Source organism: Enterobacter sp. HMSC16D10 (assembly GCF_001807145.1).
GTDB lineage: Bacteria > Pseudomonadota > Gammaproteobacteria > Enterobacterales > Enterobacteriaceae > Enterobacter > Enterobacter roggenkampii.
In genome coordinates this window covers 1-24,627 of record NZ_KV787838.1, presented here as the reverse complement: position 1 = coordinate 24,627, position 24,627 = coordinate 1, and the positions used below count along the sequence as shown (strand labels likewise).

At 54.8% G+C, this 24,627-nt stretch carries 19 protein-coding genes and 1 pseudogene; 13 read left to right on the top strand and 7 right to left on the bottom strand.

Annotated features, from left to right (window positions below; all coding sequences use genetic code 11):
* Positions 1 to 13: 13 nt before the first annotated feature.
* The 5 genes and pseudogenes from yihS to ompL all read left to right on the top strand — a co-directional run bounded on the left by yihS (position 14) and on the right by ompL (position 6,951).
* A pseudogene (gene yihS, locus HMPREF3143_RS04490) lies at positions 14 to 1,254 on the top strand (sulfoquinovose isomerase).
* Between the two features lie 16 nt (positions 1,255 to 1,270).
* The gene (locus HMPREF3143_RS04485) at positions 1,271 to 3,295 is read left to right on the top strand and encodes an alpha-glucosidase (RefSeq protein ID WP_070531930.1); all 2,025 of its coding nucleotides are present in this window, start codon (positions 1,271 to 1,273) and stop codon (positions 3,293 to 3,295) included.
* Positions 3,296 to 3,340: 45 nt separating this feature from the next.
* Positions 3,341 to 4,723, top strand: a complete 1,383-nt coding sequence (locus tag HMPREF3143_RS04480; protein ID WP_070531928.1) for an MFS transporter — start codon at positions 3,341 to 3,343, stop codon at positions 4,721 to 4,723.
* 42 nt (positions 4,724 to 4,765) lie between these two features.
* Positions 4,766 to 6,190, top strand: a complete 1,425-nt coding sequence (locus tag HMPREF3143_RS04475; protein ID WP_070531926.1) for an MFS transporter — start codon at positions 4,766 to 4,768, stop codon at positions 6,188 to 6,190.
* 74 nt (positions 6,191 to 6,264) lie between these two features.
* Positions 6,265 to 6,951: a porin OmpL gene (gene ompL, locus HMPREF3143_RS04470; RefSeq protein WP_032635449.1), complete on the top strand. Its 687-nt coding sequence runs from the start codon at positions 6,265 to 6,267 to the stop codon at positions 6,949 to 6,951.
* 80 nt (positions 6,952 to 7,031) lie between these two features.
* Here the strand turns inward: ompL and typA are convergent, their stop codons facing one another.
* The gene (gene typA / locus HMPREF3143_RS04465) at positions 7,032 to 8,855 is read right to left on the bottom strand and encodes a ribosome-dependent GTPase TypA (protein ID WP_008501854.1); all 1,824 of its coding nucleotides are present in this window, start codon (positions 8,853 to 8,855) and stop codon (positions 7,032 to 7,034) included.
* 376 nt (positions 8,856 to 9,231) lie between these two features.
* On the opposite strand from typA, the gene glnA reads away from it, so the two are divergent.
* From glnA to HMPREF3143_RS25470, 4 genes are all read left to right on the top strand, one after another.
* Positions 9,232 to 10,641 carry a glutamate--ammonia ligase gene (gene glnA / locus HMPREF3143_RS04460; protein WP_008501856.1) on the top strand — a complete coding sequence of 470 codons (1,410 nt, stop codon included), beginning with the start codon at positions 9,232 to 9,234 and terminating at the stop codon, positions 10,639 to 10,641.
* Positions 10,642 to 10,811: 170 nt separating this feature from the next.
* Positions 10,812 to 11,861 carry a nitrogen regulation protein NR(II) gene (glnL, locus tag HMPREF3143_RS04455; RefSeq protein ID WP_008501857.1) on the top strand — a complete coding sequence of 350 codons (1,050 nt, stop codon included), beginning with the start codon at positions 10,812 to 10,814 and terminating at the stop codon, positions 11,859 to 11,861.
* 11 nt (positions 11,862 to 11,872) lie between these two features.
* The gene (glnG, locus tag HMPREF3143_RS04450) at positions 11,873 to 13,285 is read left to right on the top strand and encodes a nitrogen regulation protein NR(I) (RefSeq protein WP_008501858.1); all 1,413 of its coding nucleotides are present in this window, start codon (positions 11,873 to 11,875) and stop codon (positions 13,283 to 13,285) included.
* Positions 13,286 to 13,395: 110 nt separating this feature from the next.
* A complete protein-coding gene (locus HMPREF3143_RS25470; protein WP_032622955.1) occupies positions 13,396 to 13,506 on the top strand; it encodes a YshB family small membrane protein in 111 nt (36 codons plus the stop codon).
* Positions 13,507 to 13,606: 100 nt separating this feature from the next.
* Here the strand turns inward: HMPREF3143_RS25470 and hemN are convergent, their stop codons facing one another.
* Both hemN and yihI read right to left on the bottom strand, forming a co-directional pair.
* Positions 13,607 to 14,980 (bottom strand): oxygen-independent coproporphyrinogen III oxidase, encoded by a 1,374-nt coding sequence (gene hemN, locus HMPREF3143_RS04440; RefSeq protein WP_021242777.1) that lies wholly within the window; start codon positions 14,978 to 14,980, stop codon positions 13,607 to 13,609.
* Positions 14,981 to 15,168: 188 nt separating this feature from the next.
* Positions 15,169 to 15,684 carry a Der GTPase-activating protein YihI gene (gene yihI / locus HMPREF3143_RS04435; RefSeq protein ID WP_008501860.1) on the bottom strand — a complete coding sequence of 172 codons (516 nt, stop codon included), beginning with the start codon at positions 15,682 to 15,684 and terminating at the stop codon, positions 15,169 to 15,171.
* 580 nt (positions 15,685 to 16,264) lie between these two features.
* Here yihI and yihA point away from each other — a divergent pair.
* Positions 16,265 to 16,894 carry a ribosome biogenesis GTP-binding protein YihA/YsxC gene (gene yihA / locus HMPREF3143_RS04430; RefSeq protein WP_008501861.1) on the top strand — a complete coding sequence of 210 codons (630 nt, stop codon included), beginning with the start codon at positions 16,265 to 16,267 and terminating at the stop codon, positions 16,892 to 16,894.
* A 312-nt stretch (positions 16,895 to 17,206) separates the two neighbouring features.
* Here the strand turns inward: yihA and polA are convergent, their stop codons facing one another.
* Positions 17,207 to 19,999: a DNA polymerase I gene (polA, locus tag HMPREF3143_RS04425; protein ID WP_045416841.1), complete on the bottom strand. Its 2,793-nt coding sequence runs from the start codon at positions 19,997 to 19,999 to the stop codon at positions 17,207 to 17,209.
* A gap of 440 nt (positions 20,000 to 20,439) precedes the next feature.
* Between polA and HMPREF3143_RS04420 the strand changes: the two genes are divergently transcribed.
* A complete protein-coding gene (locus tag HMPREF3143_RS04420; protein ID WP_063435673.1) occupies positions 20,440 to 21,348 on the top strand; it encodes an acyltransferase in 909 nt (302 codons plus the stop codon).
* A gap of 23 nt (positions 21,349 to 21,371) precedes the next feature.
* Here HMPREF3143_RS04420 and dsbA read toward each other — a convergent pair whose 3' ends face one another.
* From dsbA to HMPREF3143_RS04405, 3 genes are all read right to left on the bottom strand, one after another.
* Entirely contained in the window at positions 21,372 to 21,995 is a 624-nt protein-coding gene (dsbA, locus tag HMPREF3143_RS04415) for a thiol:disulfide interchange protein DsbA (protein ID WP_008501864.1), read from the bottom strand.
* A gap of 26 nt (positions 21,996 to 22,021) precedes the next feature.
* Positions 22,022 to 23,008, bottom strand: a complete 987-nt coding sequence (locus tag HMPREF3143_RS04410; protein WP_070531923.1) for a serine/threonine protein kinase — start codon at positions 23,006 to 23,008, stop codon at positions 22,022 to 22,024.
* A gap of 75 nt (positions 23,009 to 23,083) precedes the next feature.
* Positions 23,084 to 23,353 (bottom strand): YihD family protein, encoded by a 270-nt coding sequence (locus HMPREF3143_RS04405; RefSeq protein ID WP_008501866.1) that lies wholly within the window; start codon positions 23,351 to 23,353, stop codon positions 23,084 to 23,086.
* Positions 23,354 to 23,421: 68 nt separating this feature from the next.
* Between HMPREF3143_RS04405 and mobA the strand changes: the two genes are divergently transcribed.
* Both mobA and mobB read left to right on the top strand, forming a co-directional pair.
* On the top strand, positions 23,422 to 24,006 hold the full coding sequence (gene mobA, locus HMPREF3143_RS04400) for a molybdenum cofactor guanylyltransferase MobA (protein WP_008501867.1): 585 nt from the start codon (positions 23,422 to 23,424) through the stop codon (positions 24,004 to 24,006).
* Positions 24,003 to 24,506, top strand: a complete 504-nt coding sequence (mobB, locus tag HMPREF3143_RS04395; RefSeq protein ID WP_008501868.1) for a molybdopterin-guanine dinucleotide biosynthesis protein MobB — start codon at positions 24,003 to 24,005, stop codon at positions 24,504 to 24,506. Before mobA ends, mobB begins: the two co-directional genes overlap by 4 nt.
* The last annotated feature ends 121 nt before the right edge of the window (positions 24,507 to 24,627 follow it).

Sequence of the window (24,627 nt, the reverse complement as noted above, 5' to 3'; positions counted from 1 at the left end):
AAAGGACCCGAACATGAAATGGTTTAACACCCTGAGCCATAACCGCTGGCTCGAACAAGAGACCGACCGCATTCTCGATTTCGGTAAAAACGCCGCCGTACCGACCGGCTTTGGCTGGCTGGGCAATAACGGCCAGGTGCGTAGCGATATGGGCACGCATCTGTGGATCACCGCCCGCATGCTGCACGTTTACGCGGTGGCGGCGAACATGGGACGCCCCGGCGCGTATGCCCTGGTTGAGCACGGCATTAATGCCCTCAACGGTCCGCTGCGCGACAAGCAGCACGGCGGCTGGTACGCCTGCGTAAACGATGAAGGCGTCATTGACGCCTCCAAGCAGGGCTATCAGCACTTCTTCGTCCTGCTGGGCGCGGCGAGCGCCGTGACCACGGGTCACCCGCAGGCACGTAAGTTGCTGGACGATGCCATCGAGGTGATTGAGCGCTACTTCTGGAGCGAACAGGAGCAGATGTGCCTGGAGTCCTGGGATGAAGCCTTCAGCAAAACGGAAGACTATCGCGGCGGTAACGCCAACATGCACGCCGTGGAAGCCTTCCTGATCGTTTATGACGTGACCCACGACCGTAAATGGCTCGACCGCGCCCTGCGCATCGCCTCGGTGATTATTCACGACGTGGCGCGCAAAGGGGAGTACCGCGTTAACGAGCATTTTGACACAACTGGAACCCGATCCGCGACTATAACATCGATAACCCCGCCCACCGCTTCCGCGCCTATGGCGGCACGCCGGGGCACTGGATTGAGTGGGGCCGCCTGATGCTGCACCTGCGCGCCGCCCTGGAAGCGCGCTTTGAAACCCCGCCGGAGTGGCTGCTGGAAGATGCGAAAGGACTGTTCCACGCCACCATCCGCGACGCCTGGGCACCCGACGGGGCGGACGGCTTTGTCTACTCCGTGGGCTGGGACGGCAAGCCAATCGTGCGCGAACGCGTGCGCTGGCCAATCGTCGAGGCGATGGGTACGGCCTATGCCCTCTATACCGTGACCGGCGAAGCGCAGTACGAAGCCTGGTATCAGAAGTGGTGGGATTACTGCATCAAATACCTGATGGACTACAAAAACGGTTCGTGGTGGCAGGAGCTGGACACCAACAACGAAGTGACCACCAAAGTCTGGGACGGCAAGCAGGATATTTACCACCTGCTGCACTGCCTGGTGATCCCCCGCCTGCCGCTGGCCCCGGGCTTAGCCCCTGCCGTCGCCGCCGGATTACTGGATAGCCAGGCCAAATAATTAAGACGGAGTGTTTATGCGTACCCTACACAATATTGACCTGAAAAATAACGAAAGTGGCTTCACCCTGCGCTGGCAGGACCGTCTGATTTTGTCCCACACCGCGGATGCCCCTTGCCTGTGGATTGGCGCAGGCGAGGCGGATATCGAGATGTTTCGCGGCAACTTCAGCATCAAAGACAAGCTCAACGAAAAGATTGCCCTGACGGACGCGACCGTCACGCAGCAAAGCGCGGGCTGGGCGATCCGCTTTACCCGCGGCGATGCGGTAAGCGCGACGCTGCTGGTGGGCCTGGATACAGATGGCCGTCTGGAGCTGAAGCTGAAAAATGACGCCGCCAGCCATAACCGCATCTGGCTGCGGCTGGCAGCTCAGCCGGAAGATCATATCTACGGCTGCGGCGAGCAGTTCTCGTATTTCGATTTGCGCGGCAAGCCGTTCCCGCTGTGGACCAGCGAGCAGGGCGTGGGCCGCAATAAGCAAACCTACGTCACCTGGCAGGCCGACTGCAAAGAGAACGCGGGCGGCGACTACTACTGGACCTTCTTCCCGCAGCCTACCTTCGTGAGCACCCAGAAGTACTACTGCCACGTGGATAACAGCTGTTATATGAACTTCGACTTCAGCGCGCCGGATTTCCACGAGCTGGCGTTCTGGGAAGATAATGCCACGCTACGCTTCGAATGTGCGCAAACGTACGTCGATCTGCTGGAAAAACTGACCGGCCTGCTGGGGCGTCAGCCGGAGCTGCCGGACTGGGTTTACGACGGCGTGACGCTGGGCATTCAGGGCGGCACCGAGGCGTGCCAGCAGAAGCTCGACGCCATGCGCGAGGGCGGCGTGAAGGTCAACGGCATCTGGGCGCAGGACTGGTCCGGCATTCGCATGACCTCCTTCGGCAAGCGCGTGATGTGGAACTGGATGTGGAACAGCGCGCTCTATCCGCAGCTTGAAGCGCGGATTGCGAAGTGGAAAGAGGAAGGGGTTCAGTTCCTCTCCTATATCAACCCGTACGTCGCCAGCGATAAAGATCTCTGCGAAGAGGCGTCGAAGCGCGGCTATCTGACCAAAAACGCCAACGGCGAGGACTACCACGTCGAGTTCGGCGAGTTCTACGCGGGCGTTATCGACCTGACCAACCCGGCAGCCTACGACTGGTACAAAGAGGTCATTAAAAAGAACCTGATCGAACTGGGCTGCGGCGGCTGGATGGCCGATTTCGGGGAGTACCTGCCGACCGACACCTTCCTGCATAACGGCGTGAGCGCGGAGATCATGCATAACGCCTGGCCTGCCCTGTGGGCCAAATGTAACTACGAAGCGCTTCAGGAGACCGGCAAGCTCGGCGAGATCCTGTTCTTCATGCGCGCGGGCTATACCGGCAGCCAGAAGCACTCGGTGATGATGTGGGCGGGGGATCAGAACGTCGACTGGAGCCTGGACGACGGTCTGGCGTCCGTCATCCCTGCGGCGCTGTCGCTGGCGATGACCGGGCACGGCCTGCACCACAGCGACATCGGCGGCTATACGACCCTGTTCGAGATGAAGCGCAGCAAGGAGCTGCTGCTGCGCTGGTGCGACTTCAGCGCCTTTACGCCGATGATGCGTACCCATGAGGGCAACCGTCCAGGCGATAACTGGCAGTTCGACGGCGACGCGGAAACCATCGCGCACTTCGCGCGCATGACCACCGTCTTCACCACCCTGAAGCCGTACATCAAAGCCGCGGTCGCGCAGAACGCGAAAAGCGGCCTGCCGGTGATGCGCCCGCTGTTCCTGCACTATGAAGACGACGCGCGCGCCTACACGCTGAAATACCAGTACCTGTTTGGCCGCGATCTGCTGGTAGCGCCGGTTCATGAAGAGGGGCGCCGCGACTGGTCGCTCTATCTGCCGCAGGACTGCTGGGTGAATGCGTGGACCGGGGAAACCTGCCAGGGCGGTGACGTGACCGTAGATGCCCCGCTCGGCAAGCCGCCGGTCTTCTACCGCCAGCACAGCGAATGGGCAGATCTGTTTAGCACCTTACGTCATATCTGATAAGGCTCGCCCGCGGGGCAACCTGCGGGCAGACGGAGAACAATAATGAGTCAACATACTTCCGATCCGGCAACCCTGCGCCTGCCGTTTAAAGAAAAACTCGCCTACGGGATGGGCGATCTCGGCTCAAACATCCTGCTGGATATCGGCACGCTTTATCTGCTGAAGTTTTACACCGACGTGCTGGGGCTGCCGGGCACCTACGGCGGAATTATCTTCCTGATTGCGAAGTTCTTTACCGCCTTCACCGATATGGGCACTGGGATCATGCTCGACTCCCGGCGCAGGATCGGCCCGAAAGGAAAATTCCGTCCGTTCGTACTGTACGCGGCGTTCCCGGTGACGCTGCTGGCGATTGCCAACTTCGTCGGCACGCCGTTTGAAATCACCGGTAAAACGGTGATGGCGACGGTGCTGTTCATGCTGTACGGCCTGTTCTTCAGCATGATGAACTGCTCCTACGGCGCGATGGTACCGGCCATTACCAAAAACCCGGACGAGCGCGCCTCGCTGGCCGCCTGGCGTCAGGGCGGCGCTACGCTGGGCCTGCTGCTCTGTACCGTGGGTTTTGTTCCGGTGATGAACCTGATTGAAGGCAATGACCAGCTTGGCTATATCTTTGCCGCCACCCTCTTCTCGCTGTTCGGACTGTTTTTTATGTGGTGGTGCTACAAGGGGGTGACCGAACGTTACGTCGAGGCGCAGCCCGTTAACCCGGCGCAAAAACCGGGGCTGCTGCAGTCGTTTCGCGCCATCGCCGGGAACCGTCCGCTGTTTATCCTGTGCATCGCCAACCTGTGCACGCTGGGCGCCTTTAACGTCAAACTCGCCATTCAGGTCTACTACACGCAGTACGTGCTGAACGACCCGATCCTGCTGTCGTACATGGGCTTCTTCAGCATGGGCTGCATTTTTATCGGCGTCTTTATGATGCCCGGCGCGGTGCGGCGCTTCGGCAAGAAAAAGGTCTACATCAGCGGGCTGATGATTTGGGTGGCGGGCGATCTGCTCAACTACTTCTTCGGCGGCGGCTCGGTGAGCTTTGTGGCGTTCTCCTGCCTGGCCTTTTTCGGCTCCGCGTTCGTGAACAGCCTGAACTGGGCGCTGGTGTCCGATACCGTGGAGTACGGCGAGTGGCGCACCGGCGTGCGCTCCGAAGGAACGGTGTATACCGGTTTTACCTTCTTCAGGAAGGTCTCCCAGGCGCTGGCGGGCTTCTTCCCGGGGATCATGCTCACGCAGATCGGCTATGTGCCCAACGTGGTGCAATCCAGTGGCACGGTTGAAGGGCTGCGGCAGCTGATATTTATCTACCCGAGCCTGCTGGCAGTTATCACCATCGTGGCGATGGGCTGCTTCTACAACCTCAACGAGAAGATGTATGTGCGCATCGTCGAAGAGATCGAACTGCGCAAACGTACGGCATAATGACGTGATAGAGCGCCCGGCTGGGCGCTTTGAGGATCGACCATGACACATAATACTGATCCGTTAACCCTCAAATTGAGCCTGCGAGAGAAGTGCGCCTACGGGATGGGCGATTTTGGCTCGAACCTGATGCTGTGTATTGGCACGCTGTATCTGCTGAAGTTCTACACCGATGAACTGGGTATGCCGGCGTTCTACGGCGGCATTATTTTCCTCGTCGCTAAGTTTTTCACCGCCTTTACCGACATGCTGACCGGGGTGCTGCTCGACTCACGGCGTAACATCGGCGCGCGGGGGAAGTTCCGGCCGTTCATTCTTTACGCCTCCGTTCCGGTGGCGCTGGTGGCGACGGCGCAGTTTATGGCCAACGACTTTAGCCTGACGGTGAAAACGGCCCTCGCCACCGTGCTCTTCATGATGTTTGGCCTCTGCTATAGCCTGATGAACTGCGCCTACGGTGCGATGGTCCCGGCCATCACCAAAAACCCGAACGAGCGCGCGCAGCTTGCGGCGTGGCGTCAGGGCGGCGCAACGGTAGGACTGTTGCTCTGCACCGTCGGCTTTATGCCCATTCAGGCGCTGTTCGTCCACCAGCCCTCACTCGGCTATCTGGTGGCCGCGCTGGTGTTCGTTACCGGCGGCCTGTTCTGCATGTGGTGGTGCTACAGCGGGGTGAAAGAACGCTACGTCGAGCTTACGCCCGATCACCATAAGCCCGGCATTCTGAAATCATTCTGCGCGATTTTCCGCAATCCACCGCTGCTGGTGCTGTGCATCGCCAACCTGTGCACTCTCGCCGCGTTTAACATCAAGCTGGCGATTCAGGTCTATTACACCCAGTACGTGCTGAACGATCTGCATCTGCTGTCGTGGATGGGCTTTTTCAGCATGGGCTGCATTCTGATTGGCGTATTTCTGGTACCCGGCGCGGTAAAGCGCTTTGGCAAGAAACCGGTCTATCTGGGCGGGCTGGCGCTGTGGGCGGTGGGCGACGTGCTGAATTTCTTCTGGGGGACCAGTTCCCTGCTGTTCGTGCTGTTTTCCTGCATGGCCTTCTTCGGCACGGCGTTTGTGAACAGCCTGAACTGGGCGCTGGTGCCGGATACCGTTGATTACGGCGAGTGGAAAACCGGCATTCGCGCCGAAGGGTCGGTGTATACCGGCTATACCTTCTCGCGCAAAATCTCCGCCGCGCTCGCCGGTTTCCTGCCCGGCATCATGCTGACCCAGATTGGCTACGTTCCCCATGCCGTGCAGAGCGCGGGCACGCTGCTTGGGTTGCGTCAGCTGATTTTCCTCTGGCCGTGCGGCCTGGCGATTGTTGCTGCCGTGACCATGGGGCTGTTTTATAAACTCAACGAAGTGCGCTTCGCCTTTATTATCGAGGAGATTGGAAAACGGAAGAAACAAACCGCGAATACCCCTGAGATAACCACCAACAATAAAGCGTCAGCAGTCACTTTATAACAATAAATCCGGCCACTATGTCCTTCCTGTTTATCAGGAGGGAGGCCTTTCTGTACCTGATACATGGACAAATTATGAAAAGAATCATCACTGTACTGATCGTGTCGTCTGTGTCCTGCCCGGTATTTGCCGGGGCCTATGTCGAAACGCGTGAAGCCTACAATACGGCCTCAGAGATGCACGAGGTGATCCTGCGTGCGGGCTATAACTTCGATATGGGCGCGGGACTGATGTTCACCAACGCCTATAACGTGGGTAAATGGGATGAACTTAAGCACAGCTATAACGAAATCGAGGGGTGGTATCCGCTCTTTAAGCCGACCGATAAACTCACCTTCCAGCCCGGCGGGTTGATTAACGACAGCAGCGCAGGTTCGGGTGGCGCGGTTTATTTAGATACCAACTACAAATTTACAGACTGGTTTAATCTGACGTTCCGCTATCGCTATAACCATAACAACTACGATACGCCGGACTATAACGGGCAGATGGATAAGAACGACACGCACGAATTTGCCAACTACTGGAATTTCAAAGTAACGGATGCATTTTTCTACACCTTTGAACCGCACTTTTTCCAGAGGGTGAATGATTATCACAGCAAAAATGGCAAAGACCATCACTGGGAAATTACCAATAAATTCAGTTACAGGATCGACAGAAACTGGCTGCCGTACCTCGAACTGCAGTGGCTGGACAGATGGAATGATTACAACCGGGAGCAGTACCGGATCCGTTTAGGCCTACGGTATTCGTTCTAATAAAAAAAGCCGCTGATCGCTCAGCGGCTTTTTCGTTGCCGGGTGGCGCATGCGCATACCCGGCCTACGGCATAACCGAATTACTCTTCTTTCGCACCGCGCATAGCACGTTTACGATCGTTCTCGGTCAGGTGACGTTTACGGATACGGATAGACAGCGGAGTCACTTCTACCAGTTCGTCGTCATCGATGAATTCCAGAGCCTGCTCCAGAGTCATCTTGATCGGTGGAACCAGAACCGTTGCTTCGTCAGTACCGGACGCACGCATGTTGGTCAGTTTTTTACCGGTCAGGCAGTTTACGGTCAGGTCGTTAGAACGGCTGTGAATACCGATGATCTGGCCTTCGTAAACTTCAGCACCGTGACCCAGGAACAGCTTACCGCGATCCTGCAGACCGAACAGCGCAAACGCAACCGCTTTACCCTGACCGTTGGAGATCAGCACGCCGTTGTTACGCTGGCCCACTTCGCCCGGACGCACGTCGTCGTAGTGGCTGAAGGTGGAGTACAGCAGACCGGTACCAGAGGTCATGGTCATGAACTCAGAACGGAAGCCGATCAGGCCACGGCTTGGGATCACGTAGTCGAGACGTACGCGGCCTTTGCCGTCTGGATTCATGTTTTTCAGATCGCCTTTACGCTCACCCAGCGCCTGCATCACAGAACCCTGGTGCTGCTCTTCAACGTCCAGCGTCACGTTTTCGAACGGCTCTTGTTTACGGCCGTCGATTTCGCGGAAGATAACTTTCGGACGGGAAACCGCCATCTCGAAACCTTCACGACGCATGTTTTCGATCAGAACAGACAGGTGCAGCTCACCACGACCGGATACGCGGAAGGCATCAGCGTCTTCGGTTTCTTCAACGCGCAGCGCAACGTTGTGCACCAGCTCTTTGTTCAGGCGGTCAAGGATCTGACGAGAGGTAACGAACTTACCTTCTTTACCACAGAACGGAGAGGTGTTGACGTTGAAGAACATGGTAACGGTTGGTTCATCAACAGACAGGGCTGGCAGCGCTTCCACATTCTGCGGGTCGCAGATGGTGTCAGAGATGTTCAGCTCGCCCAGACCGGTGATCGCGATGATGTCGCCCGCTTCAGCCAGATCGCTGTCGATACGCTCCAGACCCAGGTGAGTCAGCACTTTACCAACTTTACCGTTGCGGGTTTTGCCTTCGCTATCGATGATAGTAACCTGCTGGTTTGGCTTCACTTTACCGCGTTTGATACGACCGATACCGATGACGCCAACGTAGTTGTTGTAGTCCAGCTGGGAGATCTGCATCTGCAGTGGACCATCCAGATCAACATCCGGTGCCGGTACGTGATCGACAATCGCCTGATACAGCGGGGTCATGTCTTCCGCCATATCTTCGTGGTCCAGACCCGCGATACCATTCAGCGCCGAAGCGTAAATGATAGGGAAGTCCAGCTGTTCGTCGGTCGCGTCGAGGTTAACGAACAGGTCGAATACCTGATCAACAACCCAGTCAGGACGTGCGCCAGGACGGTCAACCTTGTTGATAACAACAATTGGTTTCAGGCCATGGGCAAATGCTTTTTTGGTCACGAAGCGCGTTTGCGGCATTGGGCCGTCAAATGCGTCAACCACCAGCAGCACGGAATCCACCATGGACATCACGCGCTCAACTTCACCACCGAAGTCGGCGTGCCCTGGGGTATCAACGATGTTGATACGGTAGTCATTCCATTTAATAGCGGTGTTTTTCGCGAGGATAGTAATCCCACGCTCTTTCTCCAAATCGTTGGAGTCCATCACACGCTCTTGAGTTTCGGCACGTGCATCAAACGTACCGGATTGCTGCAGCAGCTTATCAACCAGGGTAGTTTTACCATGGTCAACGTGCGCGATGATGGCGATGTTACGCAAATTTTCGATCACAACTTTGCCTCAGGCATTAGAAATAGCGCGTTATTGTACACGGATTAATCGCACTACAAAACAGGATCACAAACATCCTCCGCAAACAAGTATCGCAGAGATGCTTTGTGATCGCTTTCACGGAGCGAAAAAGGGCACTTTAACGAAAATTGCACCAATATGGTGCTCGGTGTTCACACTGAAGCACTATACTGGTGCAACATTACCATTGTGGTGCAGCCCTTTTGCACTATGGTGCGCATGATAACGCCTTTTTGGGGTGTTTTAAAAGTTGGCACAGATTTCGCTTTATAAAAATTACATGGCAACAGCCAGTACAAACAGAAACTGAAGACCTCGTTACCACGACGACAATGACCAATCTGGAGAGTTAAGTATGTCCGCTGAACACGTTTTGACGATGCTGAACGAACATGAAGTGAAGTTTGTTGATCTCCGCTTCACCGACACCAAAGGTAAAGAACAGCACGTCACAATCCCTGCTCATCAGGTGAACGCCGAATTCTTTGAAGAAGGCAAAATGTTTGACGGCTCCTCCATTGGTGGCTGGAAAGGCATTAACGAATCCGACATGGTTCTGATGCCAGATGCAACCACTGCGGTCATTGATCCGTTCTTCGAAGAACCTACCCTGATCATCCGTTGCGACATCCTCGAGCCAGGCACGCTGCAGGGCTACGACCGCGACCCACGTTCTATCGCGAAACGCGCTGAAGAGTACCTGCGTTCTACCGGCATCGCGGACACCGTTCTGTTCGGGCCAGAGCCAGAGTTCTTCCTGTTCGATGACATCCGTTTTGGTGCCTCTATCTCTGGCTCCCACGTGGCTATCGACGACATCGAAGGCGCATGGAACTCCTCCACCAAATACGAAGGTGGTAACAAAGGTCACCGTCCAGGCGTGAAAGGCGGTTACTTCCCGGTTCCTCCGGTCGACTCTGCACAGGACATTCGTTCCACCATGTGTCTGGTGATGGAAGAGATGGGCCTGGTTGTTGAAGCTCACCACCACGAAGTGGCGACTGCGGGTCAGAACGAAGTGGCTACCCGCTTCAACACCATGACCAAAAAAGCGGACGAAATTCAGATCTACAAATACGTTGTGCACAACGTTGCGCACCGTTTCGGTAAAACCGCGACCTTCATGCCAAAACCAATGTTTGGCGACAACGGTTCCGGTATGCACTGCCACATGTCTCTGTCCAAGAACGGTACCAACCTGTTCTCTGGTGACAAATATGCCGGTCTGTCCGAGCAGGCGCTGTACTACATTGGCGGCGTAATCAAACACGCTAAAGCGATCAACGCCCTGGCGAACCCAACCACCAACTCCTACAAGCGTCTGGTCCCGGGCTACGAAGCGCCAGTGATGCTGGCTTACTCTGCGCGTAACCGTTCTGCTTCTATCCGTATCCCGGTGGTGGCGTCTCCTAAAGCGCGTCGTATCGAAGTTCGCTTCCCGGATCCAGCGGCTAACCCATACCTGTGCTTCGCAGCACTGCTGATGGCCGGTCTGGACGGTATCAAGAACAAGATCCACCCAGGCGAAGCGATGGACAAAAACCTGTACGACCTGCCGCCAGAAGAAGCGAAAGAGATCCCACAGGTTGCTGGCTCTCTGGAAGAAGCCCTGCAGGCGCTGGACGCAGACCGTGAGTTCCTGACCGCAGGTGGCGTATTCACTGACGACGCTATCGATGCCTACATCGCCCTGCGTACTGAAGAGAACGACCGCGTGCGCATGACTCCGCATCCGGTTGAGTTCGAACTGTACTACAGCGTTTAATTAAGTTGTTTTACCCGGCGTGACAAGCGCCGGGAGTAGTTGCCGTGGAAACTTTTAGCCCATCTCCGGATGGGCTTTTTTCTCCACCAACAACCTGATCTCACGCGCTTTTGACGCCGAAAACGCTATACTGCACTAAATTAGTGCAAAGGACTCCAGGAGACTGCTGAATGGCAACTGGCACGCTGCCCGATGCTGGGCAGATCCTCAATTCTTTGATTAACAGCATTTTGCTGGTGGATGACGAGCTGGCCGTTCATTACGCCAACCCGGCGGCACAGCAGCTGCTCGCCCAAAGCGCACGCAAACTGTTCGGCACCCCGCTTCCGGAACTTCTGAGCTATTTTTCGCTGAATATTGGCCTGATGCAGGAAAGTTTACAGGCGGGCCAGGGTTTCACCGATAACGAAGTGACGCTGGTGATCGACGGGCGCTCGCACATTCTGTCGCTGACCGCGCAACGTCTTCCCGAAGGCTTGATCCTGCTGGAAATGGCGCCGATGGATAATCAGCGTCGCCTGAGCCAGGAGCAGCTTCAGCATGCGCAGCAAATTGCCGCCCGAGACCTGGTGCGCGGCCTGGCGCATGAAATCAAAAACCCGTTGGGTGGGTTACGCGGCGCGGCGCAGCTTCTGACCAAGGCGCTGCCCGACCCTGCGCTGGCGGAGTATACCAACGTCATCATCGAGCAGGCGGACCGCCTGCGGAATCTGGTTGACCGTCTTCTCGGGCCACAGCAGCCGGGAATGCACGTCACAGAAAGCATCCATAAAGTGGCCGAGCGGGTGGTGAAGCTCGTCTCGATGGAGCTGCCGGAGAACGTCACGCTGGTGCGTGATTACGACCCAAGCCTGCCGGAACTGGCCCATGACCCGGATCAGATTGAGCAGGTCCTGTTGAACATTGTGCGCAATGCCCTGCAGGCGCTGGGACCGGAAGGGGGCGAGATTATTTTGCGCACCCGCACCGCCTTCCAGCTCACGTTACACGGCGTGCGCTATCGGCTTGCGGCCCGTATCGACGTCGAGGATAACGGCCCCGGTATTCCATCGCATCTTCAGGACACTCTGTTCTACCCGATGGTCAGCGGCCGCGAAGGCGGAACCGGCCTGGGCTTATCCATTGCCCGCAGTTTGATCGACCAACACTCTGGAAAAATTGAATTTACCAGTTGGCCGGGACATACCGAGTTTTCGGTTTTCCTGCCGATTAAAAAATAAAGGTGACGTTTATGCAACGAGGGATAGTCTGGGTAGTCGATGACGATAGCTCCATCCGTTGGGTGCTTGAACGCGCGCTCACAGGGGCAGGATTAAGCTGCACGACGTTTGAGAGCGGCAGCGAAGTGCTCGACGCACTCACCACTAAAACGCCCGATGTTCTGCTGTCGGATATCCGTATGCCGGGCATGGACGGGCTGGCGCTGTTAAAGCAGATCAAACAACGCCACCCTATGCTTCCGGTCATCATAATGACGGCTCATTCCGATCTGGATGCCGCGGTGAGCGCTTACCAGCAAGGGGCATTCGATTATCTGCCCAAACCGTTTGATATCGACGAAGCGGTGGCGCTGGTTGAGCGCGCGATTAGCCATTACCAGGAGCAGCAACAGCCGCGCCACGCGCCCGATTTCGGGCCAACCACCGACATCATCGGCGAAGCGCCGGCGATGCAGGACGTGTTTCGCATTATTGGCCGTCTGTCCCGCTCGTCCATCAGCGTCTTGATCAACGGCGAATCGGGCACCGGTAAAGAGCTTGTGGCCCATGCCCTGCATCGCCACAGCCCGCGGGCAAAAGCGCCGTTTATCGCCCTGAATATGGCGGCGATCCCAAAGGACTTGATTGAATCCGAGCTGTTCGGGCACGAAAAAGGGGCGTTTACCGGCGCAAATACCATTCGCCAGGGGCGCTTCGAACAGGCTGACGGCGGCACGCTGTTCCTGGATGAGATCGGCGATATGCCGCTGGACGTTCAGACCCGTCTGCTGCGCGTGCTGGCCGACGGGCAGTTTTATCGCGTGGGCGGTTATGCGCCGGTGAAGGTGGACGTGCGTATTATCGCCGCGACCCACCAGAACCTGGAGCAGCGCGTGCAGGAAGGCAAATTCCGTGAGGATTTATTCCATCGCCTGAACGTCATTCGCGTTCATCTGCCGCCGCTGCGTGAACGCCGGGAAGATATTCCCCGCCTGGCGCGTCATTTCCTGCAGGTGGCTGCCCGCGAGCTGGGCGTAGAAGCCAAGCAGCTTCACCCGGAAACCGATGCCGCTCTGACGCGTCTGGCGTGGCCGGGCAACGTGCGTCAGCTGGAAAACACCTGCCGCTGGTTAACCGTGATGGCTGCCGGTCAGGAAGTGCTGATTCAGGATTTACCGGCCGAGCTGTTTGAGGCGACCGCGCCGGAAAGCAGTAGCGGACACGCGCTGCCGGACAGCTGGGCGACGCTGCTGGCGCAGTGGGCCGACCGCGCGCTGCGTTCCGGTCATCAAAACCTGCTGTCTGAGGCTCAGCCTGAGATGGAGCGTACGCTGTTGACCACCGCGCTTCGTCATACCCAGGGTCATAAGCAGGAAGCCGCTCGCCTGTTAGGATGGGGACGCAATACCCTGACGCGCAAGCTGAAAGAGCTGGGAATGGAGTAATATCCGCGCTTGTGTAAAGGTTATTAATTGAGCGCAAATTGCCGTTATTTTGCGCTTTACTGTTCCGATGAGTTTTGTATGATCGTGCCCGGAAATTGGGGGTGAACATCATGCTGGAAACATTCGTGAATATGCTCTCTAGCGGAGCCGCTGAAAGCCACACGCCACAAACCGCCGTTGCGGCGGTGCTGTGTGCGGCGCTGGTTGGGCTGTTTAGCTAGCGAGTTGGCGATGAAAAGCCGGGTGGCGCTTCGCTTCCCCGGCCTACATTTCGCACTTTTGTAGGCCGGGTAAGGCGAAGCCGCCACCCGGCATTACCGTTTAAATCACCCGCGAGAACTGCTGCATACGCGCTTTCTGACGCAGGTATGCGTCAAAGCACATGCAGATATTGCGGATCAACAGACGCCCTTTCGGCGTGACCTCAATCGCGCTCTCCGACATATCCACCAGCCCGTCTTTCGCCAGCGGCGCCAGCAGCTTCAGATCTTCCGCGAAATAATCGCTGAAGTTCAGCGCCCACTGCGCTTCCACGTCCCTGAAATCAAGACGGAAGTTGCAGATAAGCGCCTTAATCACATCGCGACGGATGCAGTCGTCACGGGTTAATGCGATGCCGCGCCACAGCGCGTTGCCGGTCTCATCCACCTGCTGGTAATACAGCTTTAGCTCTTTCTGGTTCTGCGCGTAGCAGTCGCCGATCATGCTGATGGCGGAGACGCCCATGCCGAGCAGATCGGTATCGCCCTGGGTCGTGTAGCCCTGGAAGTTGCGGTGCAGTACCCCTTCGCGCTGAGCAACGGCCAGCTCGTCATCAGGACGGGCAAAGTGATCCATGCCGATAAACTGATAGCCGGTGTCGGTCAGCGAGGTGATGGTTTCCTGCAGGATATCCAGCTTCTGCTGGGCAGAAGGCAGATCGGCATCTTTGATTTTGCGCTGGGCGGCAAAGAGCGTCGGCAGATGCGCGTAGTTAAAGACGCTCAGGCGGTCCGGACTGAGTTCAGCCACGCGCTTCAGCGTAAAGGCGAAGCTTTCCGGCGTCTGCTTTGGCAGGCCGTAAATCAGGTCAATATTGGTCGACGTGAAACCGATGTCACGCGCATGGTTGAGTAAGGCAAAAATAAAGTCTTCGTCCTGCTCGCGGTTCACCAGACGCTGAACCTCTTTATTGAAGTCCTGCACGCCCATGCTCAGGCGGTTGAAGCCTTCTGCGCGTAAGTGATCCAGCACATCCAGCTCAATTTCGCGCGGATCGACTTCGATCGAGATTTCAGCATCGTCGTTAAAACTGAAATTGCCGCGCAGCAGGGTCATCAGGCGGCTTATTTGCGCTTTGTTCAGATAGGTTGGCGTACCGCCGCCCCAGTGAAGCTGGCTGACGTGACGGCCTTTAAACAGCGGCGCGCGATGCACAATTTCCTGTTCGAGCGCGTCAAGATACTGGTCGGCTTTATGCTGCTGGCGGGTCACGATTTTATTGCAGCCGCAGAAGTAGCAAAGCTTGTGGCAGAACGGAATATGGACGTAGAGCGACAGCGGACGCTCAGGATAGCGCGCGACAGCCTGCTGAAAATCCTCCTCGCCGAAGGCATCGGAGAACTCCAGCGCGGTGGGGTATGACGTATAACGCGGCCCGGAATAGTTATATTTCTGGATTAGGGCCAAATCCCAGTCGATAGTTGGTGCTGACATGCTCACTCCTTCCGTTGGTGTCGCGTTCGTATACGGCGGCCCGTTCTGACCCCATTGCGGGCCATCATTCGGGTGCGCAGCCACTTCTGTCGCCGCGACAACCGCCGTAGTTTAACGAATAACCACACCAGATAACATATAACCGGAAGGGTTATAAGCAGGACTATCGAGCCTGCCGGGTGCAAATGTTAGTTTCCACCCTTCAGAAGACGCATCATATCTTCCTGTTTTTCGTCTTCTTCTTCGTCGTCTTCGTCATCGTAAGACAGACCCAGCTTCTGCATCAGCTCGTCGATGCGATCCAGTTTGGCATCCACCCATGACTGCTCTTCGGCGGTCAGGGTTTCACCCTCTTCAAGACGTTCCAGCAGCGCGTCCAGGCGCTCATCGTTCTCCAGCAAATCCAGCTCAGCCTGCGGTGAAAGCATAGGTTTCTCGCTCTTTGGTTTGTGCTGCTTAGTGACCGGGGTGTCTGTCACGCCCAGTGGAATGGGAGTTTTACTGCCGATACGAGGATCTTTCTGCTGCTTGCTTTTTGCAGAAGCGCCCGCTGCACCACCACCGTTGGCACGGCTACCCGCAGCATGACCGCGATGTTTTTTGTCGCGTTTGCGGTCGCGCGCTTCCTGGTTCAGTTCTTCGCGCGTTTTGCGGCGTGCTTTTGCAGGGCGTTTCGCGCCCGCAGCGGAGGTTGGTTTTTTCATGATGTTTTATCTTTAAGTCGTTTTCTTCAGTATAGAATTGCGGCGAAATCTAGCAGAAAGCAAGCAAAGAAAAAAGGCGACAGAGCAATCTGTCGCCTTTTTTCCTGACTCACAACCCTTAACGGGTCAGACATTCCATGTTTGCCAACAACAAACCCTGTTTATCCCTTGGCTAATACCGTCCGTGATACGGTTCCATTTCCTGTTAAAACGCCTCCAGGCGCTGGTCGTCCTGACAATCCTGCGTCTTCGCCTCCTGGCGCTCCTGACCCTTATCCTTAAGTCATCATCCTGTTGGCTTCCTCGCCTTGCCGCATACTTTACCGTGTTCGCTTAAACTAACAAGCAACGAAACGGTACAAAAACGGATTTTCAGATAATTACCTGGAAATAAGATGATGATTTAAAACAGTTTGCCTTTTTCTTGCTCCTGCGATTTCTCTGAAATCTCCCATAGTACGTATAGCCAATCTCTCACAGCGGCCAGGGCTTAAGCCTACAGGCTGAGTGCAATGAAAAAAGTCTTTTGCCCGCATTCAGGTATAATCCCCCTCAGATTACGATTTTTGGAGACGACCACGTGACTACCTGGAACTACCAACAGACGCATTTTGTCACCAGTGCGCCCGATATTCGCCACCTCCCCTCTGATACCGGTATTGAAGTGGCCTTTGCTGGCCGCTCTAATGCGGGGAAATCCAGCGCCCTGAATACGCTGACCAATCAGAAGAACCTGGCGCGTACCTCAAAAACACCTGGCCGTACCCAGCTGATCAACCTGTTTGAAGTCGCAGAGGGCAAACGCCTGGTCGACTTACCGGGGTACGGTTATGCGCAGGTACCCGAAGAGATGAAAATCAAATGGCAGCGTGCGCTGGGTGAATACCTCGAAAAACGCATGTGCCTGAAAGGTCTGGTGGTATTGATGGATATTCGCCACCCGCTGAAAGATCTCGATCAGCAGATGATCGACTGGGCGGTGGCAAGCGATATCGCCGTGCTGGTGCTGCTGACGAAAGCCGATAAGCTGGCAAGCGGTGCGCGTAAAGCGCAGGTGAATATGGTTCGTGAAGCGGTGCTGGCGTTCAACGGCGATGTGCAGGTTGAGCCGTTCTCCTCGCTGAAAAAGCAGGGCGTGGACAAGCTGCGTCAGAAGCTCGACACCTGGTTTAGCGAGCTGGAACCCGCGACGGAAGCGGAAGAAGAGTAATACCGAGCGCGGCAATGGCCGCGCTTTTTTTTGCCGGAACATTTCTTTGCCGCAATAAAAAACGCCCCAGTCATTACTGACTGGGGCGGCTAAAATATTCAGCCAAATCCGATTACGTGAAGTAAAAGGTCTGAAAGATAGAACATCTTACCTCTGTACCCTACGCCGATAACTCTACCCCTTTTTGTGTTGCAGAAAAAGCACTTTTTGTAGTTTTTTTTCATTCTTTACATAGGGAATTCTAATGATCGTCACAAAACGCGCGTTGCCATGTTGCAAACTTACATAAAAAGCGCGTTATGCGAAGAACCGTTAGTGAGCCTGATCCCAGTTTTCACCACTTCCCACTTCCACCAGCAACGGCACGTCCAGCGTCATGCTGCTTTCCATCAGTTCGTGGATCTTCTTCGACACGGCGTCGAGGTCGTCCTTGTGCACTTCAAATACCAATTCATCGTGTACCTGCATGATCATTTTCACACGCGGTTTCTCTTTCTCGAGCCAGGCATCCACGGCGATCATTGCACGTTTAATAATGTCCGCCGCGGTCCCCTGCATCGGGGCGTTGATCGCGGCACGTTCTGCGCCCGCGCGGCGCGCCGCGTTGCTGGATTTGATGTCCGGTAAGTAGAGACGGCGGCCATCCAGGGTTTCAACGTAACCTTTCTCTTTCGCCTGCGCGCGGGTACGTTCCATATATTCCAGCACGCCCGGGTAGCGTTCGAAGTAGAGATCCATATACTTCTGCGACTCTTTACGCGGAATATTGAGCTGGCGTGAAAGGCCGAACGCGCTCATGCCGTAGATCAGACCGAAGTTGATCGCTTTAGCGCTGCGGCGCTGTTCGTTGGTCACGCTGTCCAGCGGCAAGCCGAAGACTTCCGCCGCGGTTGCCCGGTGGATATCCTTCCCTTCGGCAAACGCGGTCAGCAGGCCTTTGTCGCGGGACAGATGCGCCATAATGCGCAGCTCAATTTGCGAGTAGTCAGCAGAGACAATCAGATAATCCTCTGGTGCGATGAAAGCCTGGCGAATACGGCGGCCCTCTTCGTTACGTACCGGGATGTTCTGCAGGTTGGGATCGGTTGACGAGAGACGACCGGTCGCCGCGACAGCCTGATGATATGAGGTGTGCACGCGGCCCGTTTTCGGGTTGATCATCAGCGGAAGCTTATCAGTGTAGGTAGACTTCAGCTTCGCGAGACCACGGTACTGCAGAATCACTTTTGGCAGCGGGTAATCCAGCGCCAGCTCTTCCAGCACCTCTTCAGAGGTTGAAGGCGCACCGCCAGGGGTTTTCTTCAGCGGCTTGATGCCCTGCTTTTCAAACAAAATGGTTTGCAGCTGCTTCGGTGAAGAGAGGTTAAACGGCTCGCCTGCAAGCTCATGCGCTTTTTGCTCCAGCTCGGTCAGGCGCTGCGCCAGCTCCCCGGAGTGGTTATGCAGCACCGTTGGATCGATTTTCACGCCGTTGCGTTCAATGCGGGACAGCACGGGTACCAGCGGCATCTCAATATGCTGGAACACATTCAGCGGACCTTCGTGCTTTTGCAGTTTTGGCCACATCTTCAGGTGGAGCTGCAGCGTAACGTCAGCATCTTCCGCCGCGTAGCGTCCTGCCTCTTCAAGAGCAATCTGGTTAAAGGTGAGCTGATTTTTCCCTTTGCCGGCAATCTCTTCGAAGGTGATGGTTTTGTGCTTGAGCCAGCGGTCAGATAAGGAATCCATATCATGGCGGCCCGCGACGCTGTCCAGAATGTAAGATTCAAGCATGGTATCGAAGGCGATCCCGCGCAGTTCAATGCCGTAGTTTTGCAGAATGCCGCGGTCGTACTTGAGGTTTTGCCCAACCTTGAGCGCCTTTTCGTCTTCCAGGATCGGCTTCAGCAGTTCAAGCACGCGTTCACGGGAGATCTGTTCCGGCGCATCCAGGTAATCGTGCGCCACGGGAACATAGGCCGCATGACCTGGCGCTGTCGCAAATGACAGGCCTACCATATTGGCAGAGATGTTATCGAGACTGTCCGTTTCGGTGTCAAAGGCAAAGACCGGCGCCTTTTTCAGTTTCTCGATCCAGGCAATGAGCTGTGACTCTTCAAGAAGGGTTTCATAATTGTCGAAGGAAAGCGCCACGGCTTCTTCTTCCGCCTGCTCTTCAGCATCAACGACAATCGTCTCCTTCGGCTTTGTGGAAGGTTTTGCCCCTTTTGCCTGCAGCCATTTACCGGCTTCCACGTCAGTGGTCCAGCGCTTAAATTCGTATTTCTTAAACAGGCTTAGAAGCTCGTCCGCAGAAGGCTGCTGCACTTCCAGCTGTTCACAGCCCAGTTCGAGCTCAACATCGGTTTTGATTGTGGCCAGCTTATAAGAGAGATAAGCCACCTCTTTGTTCTCTTCCAGCTTCCCAGCCATGGTTTTGGCACCACGGAAGGAGAGACTGGCGATTTTGTCTGATTCCGCGTAGAGCGTATCTAGCCCGCCCAGCCCCTGAAGCAGCGCCTGCGCGGTTTTTTCACCGACGCCAGGGACACCCGGGATGTTATCCGAGGAGTCGCCCATCAACGCGAGGAAGTCGATAATCAGCTCTGGCGGCACGCCATATTTTGCGACCACCTCTTCCGGCCCAAGAATGGTGTTGGTCATGGTGTTAATCAGGGTAATCCCTGGCGTCACCAGCTGCGCCATATCTTTATCACCGGTGCTAATCAGTACCGGACGACCCATCTTTTCGGCTTCACGCGCCAGCGTACCGATGACGTCATCCGCTTCAACCCCAGAAACGGCCAGCAGCGGCAGACCCATCGCTTTCACCATCGCATGCAGCGGCTCTATCTGCGCACGCAGATCGTCAGGCATTGGCGGACGGTGGGATTTGTAATGTTCAAACAACTCGTCGCGGAACGTTTTGCCTTTCGCATCAAACACGACGGCCGCATGGGTTGGCTGATACTGAAGGATCAGGCTGCGCAGCATATTCAGCACGCCATACATTGCGCCGGTAGGTTCTCCTGCGCTGTTGGTCAGAGGAGGAAACGCATGGTACGCCCGATACAGGTAAGAAGAGCCATCGACGAGAATAAGAGGGTTTTCTGGGATCTGAACCATAATGTCCGTGCCTTTAATCAATTTATGCGTAAAGGATGCCACAGAAGGATGAAAACATCAGTTATTCAGGCCCGATACAGGAAAAGATTTTGCGATCGTGAGGATCGCTCGTAAAAATCAAACTGTGGATAAGTTTGTGAGTATTTTCACTTCACATGAATAGCAGACGTAAAAAATACATATAAGGCAATATTTAGATCTTAATTATCAGATTGTTATGTTATGAGATCGCCTCTATATGGCCAACTGATGGCAATTTAGTCTATGTGGATATAAGCCTTGATTTACGCAGAACGACAGAGAAATCTTCTGCGCCGGGGTAAAAGCCACCAAATCACCCTGTGAAAGCGCCATTCATTTGTCTGTTTTCTGGTAAAATCAGCGCCCAGCGTCGACTAGCCGGTCGCTCACTTACAGCTAACTACCTGAAAAAGCTCATCATGTCGAGATTGCTCGCTGCAATAACATTACTGCTAAGCATCATTTTAACTATCCTGGTGACGATCGCCTGTTCCGTACCGATCATTCTCGCCGGGATCATTAAACTGCTGCTGCCTGTATCCGTGGTGTGGCGAGCCGTGTCCGCATTTTGTAATTTCATGATGTATTGCTGGTGCGAAGGACTGGCGATCCTGTTGCGCCTTAACCCGCACCTGAAGTGGGATGTCAAAGGGCTGGAGAACCTTAACAAAAAGAACTGGTACCTGCTGATCTGCAATCACCACAGCTGGGCGGACATCGTGGTGTTATGCGTTCTTTTTCGCAAACACATCCCGATGAACAAATATTTCCTGAAACAGCAGCTCGCCTGGGTGCCTTTTATCGGGCTGGCCTGCTGGGCGCTCGATATGCCGTTTATGAAACGCTATTCGCGCAGCTATTTGATTCGTCATCCGGAACGTCGCGGTAAGGATGTGGAGACCACGCGCCGCTCCTGTGAAAAGTTTCGTGCGCATCCAACGACCATCGTGAACTTTGTTGAAGGCTCCCGGTTTACGAAAGAGAAGCGCCAGCAAACTCGCTCTCCGTATCAGCATCTGTTGCCGCCAAAGGCAGCGGGGATTGCGATGGCGCTTAACGTGCTGGGAGCACAGTTCGATAAACTTCTTAACGTCACGCTCTGCTATCCGGAAAACGATAAGACGCCGTTCTTCGATATGCTCAGCGGCAAACTGACGCGTATTGTCGTGCACGTCGACCTGGTTCCGATTGACGCTGAACTGCACGGTGATTACGTAAACGATAAGAACTTCAAACGTCGTTTCCAGCAGTGGCTTAATACGCTCTGGAAAGAGAAAGACGAACAGATAGACAAGATAAAATCTTCATACAAAAACGCCGGTCAGTGACCGGCGTTTTTACATTAACGAAATTACTTCTTCTCAACCAGGTATTTCACGGTATCTGCATACTGCTGTACGAAAATATCCATGCTGCTGGTGTCCATGCCCTGCATGTTCAGCTGATATTTGCCGTTAACAAACATCGCCGGAACGCCCTGAAGCTGGAGGTCAGCAGCCGCTTTTTCCTGCTGGGCAACCAGTGATTTCACCACGAAGCTGTTCCATGCGGCATCGTACTCTTCACCTTTCACGCCGGCATCAACGAACACTTTACGGATATCCGCAGTGGTCTGAACGGTCTGGGTTTTCTGTACGGCTTCAAACATTGGCGAAGTGATCTTATCTTCTACGCCCAGTGCCATCGCCACCGCCCATGCCTGAGTCAGGTCTTTACCCAATGGGCCCAGGAACTCGACGTGGTACTTGGTCATTTTGGTGCCTTCCGGCAGCTTTTTCTTCACGTTGTCAGAGACATGCAGCACCTGCTCGAACTGGTAACAGTGTGGGCAATAGAACGAGAAGAACTCCAGTACCTGTGGCTCGCCAGCGACCGGCTTCTCCAGCGTGATGTACTGTTTGCCGTCGGTAAACTGTGCAGCAGAAGCGCTAAATGCCAGAATCATACCTGCCAGCGCCAGCCAAATTTTTTTCATGATTAACTCTCTCCTGGGTGTGTCCATTAATACATCGGCGTTAATTGCAGAGGGGGCTCCTGAAGAACCTTAACCTGCTCAGTAAATGTAGATATCTGGCTACGCCAGTAATCCTCTCCGGTAAGCCACGGGAAATTACGAGGAAATGCCGGATCGTCCCAACGCCTGATTAACCATGCGAGATAATAAACAAAACGCATCGCACGTAAAGGCTCAATCAGGGCAATTTCGTCTGAATTAAACGGGCTAAATTCTTCATAAGCTTCAATAATGGTTTCAAGCTGCATGCGTTGCTCGGCTTTGTCGCCATTGAGCAGCATCCACAGGTCCTGAACCGCTGGCCCCATACGCGCATCATCGAGATCGACAAACAGCGGGCCGTCACGCCAGAGAATATTCCCGGCGTGACAATCGCCATGCAGGCGCAGAACGGAAATATCATCGCGCCAGCAGGTTTTCACTGCAGCAATAAGCTTATCGGTGGCGTTGAGGAAATCATCCTTTAGCGCTGCGGGGATCATTGCAGACGTTTCGAATATTGTGCGCGGTTCAAGGAGGTATTCCTGAATCCCCATAGTCGGGCGAGCAATAAAGGCTTTTTTGCGTCCCGTCTGGTGTATACGCCCAAGATAGCGGGCAACCCACTCCATCTGATCGATATTATCCGCTTCAAACTGACGGCCACCCAGACTTAGGAATACTGCGTAGTAATACCCTTCGTGCGTAAGGAGCGTTTGGTTATTGAATTTTAGCGGTGCGGCAACGGGGACATCGTCATTCAGCAGATCGTGAGCGAACTGATGCTCTTCCTGAATTTGTTCAGCGGACCAGCGTTCAGGACGATAGAATTTTACGACATAGCGCTGACGATCCTCGTCCTGAAATTGATAGACGCGGTTTTCGTAGCTGTTTAGCGGTGTTAGCCCGGAATCCACCCGAATACCCTGTTCAAACAGGGCATCCATAATGGTGTCCGGGTGTAATGTCTGGAAAGTAAAAGCCTGGTCGTTCATCCGATCATCCGGAAATTATACGAATGATTCAGGATATCATCTTGTGGCGATTTCGGTGCCGCCGCTTACAAGCTTTTACTCTTTAATTACGCCTCGGGCGCGCAGCAATGCCGTCTTAAAATCTTCCTCATAATCTTTCTGAATACCAGGAATAACAGCATCTTTGGCAGAGTCGCGCATTTTAAGGTGGTAGATCAGGATGTCGTCAGAAAGGTCTGCCAGATCACCGTCAAAACCTGACTCTTTTGCCAGTTTCTGTAAAAATTGCATCAGATTGAGCTCTGGCTCTTTTTGCCAGGCGGGCTGGAGGAGTTCAATAACTTCATTCAGACGTTTACATTTCATGGTGGTGCTCCTTTCATTTAGAGTGACACGTTAGCAGGGTCAATCCCACAATAAAAGAGGCGATATTCGTGAATGTTAGCCAGGAAATCATCGGGGTCGTTCTGGCAGGCGGCAGAGCAACGCGAATGGGCGGTAAAGATAAGGGGCTTCAGCTTCTTAATGGAAAACCCTTGTGGCAGCATGTCGCCGATACGCTCGCAGGTCAGGTGACGACTATAGCCATCAGCGCTAACCGGCATATCGACACTTACCGGCGCAGCGGCTACGGCGTTTATCAGGATAGCCTTGAGAATTACCCGGGCCCGCTTGCCGGTATGCTTTCGGTCATGCAACAGTCGCAGGGTGAGTGGTTTATCTTCTGCCCCTGCGATACCCCGTTTATTCCGTCCTGTCTTGTCGAACGTCTGTTCCTGCTTCGTGGTACAGCGCCTGTGGTTTGGGTGCATGACGGCGAACGTGACCATCCTGCTGTCGCGTTGATGCATCGATCGCTTGCACCTGCTCTGCTGGCCTACCTGGCTGCGGGAGAGCGCAGGGTGATGGTCTTTATGCGTGAGTCTGGCGGCCATTCCGTTGATTTTAGCGATGTGAAATCAGCGTTTGTGAACGTAAATACGAGTGAAGATTTGCAGATGATGCAGGAGAAAAGATGATACCTGTTGTAGCCATTTCCGCCTGGAGTGGGACCGGGAAAACCACGCTGTTGAAAAAGCTCATTCCCGCGCTTTGTGCCAGAGGGCTTCGCCCTGGTTTGATTAAGCATAGTCATCACAACATGGACATTGATACGCCCGGAAAAGACAGCTATGAGCTGCGTAAGGCCGGAGCAGCACAAACGATGGTAGCAAGTCCTCAGCGCTGGGCGTTAATGACAGAAACGCCGGATGAGGCGCCGCTGAATCTCGCTTATCTGGTTAGCCGGATGGATCACTCCACGCTGGATCTGGTGCTGGTTGAGGGGTTTAAGCATGAGGCTGTGCCTAAGATCCTACTTTTCAGAAGCGATGCCGGGCATGATTTGAGCGAGTTAATGCTGGATGAGCATGTGATTGCGGTGGCCAGCGATGTGGCAGTGGAACTTGAGGTTCCAGTGCTGGATTTAAATGATGTGGACGGGATTGCGCAGTTTATTGTGGCGTGGAGTGCGGTCTGACTTGCCAGGTGGCGGCTTTGCCTTAACCGGCCTACCGTTTTTTGGCGCAGAAACGCAAAAAGGCCATCCTTCCGGATGGCCTCTTCACTTATTTGATGCCTGGCAGTTCCCTACTCTCACA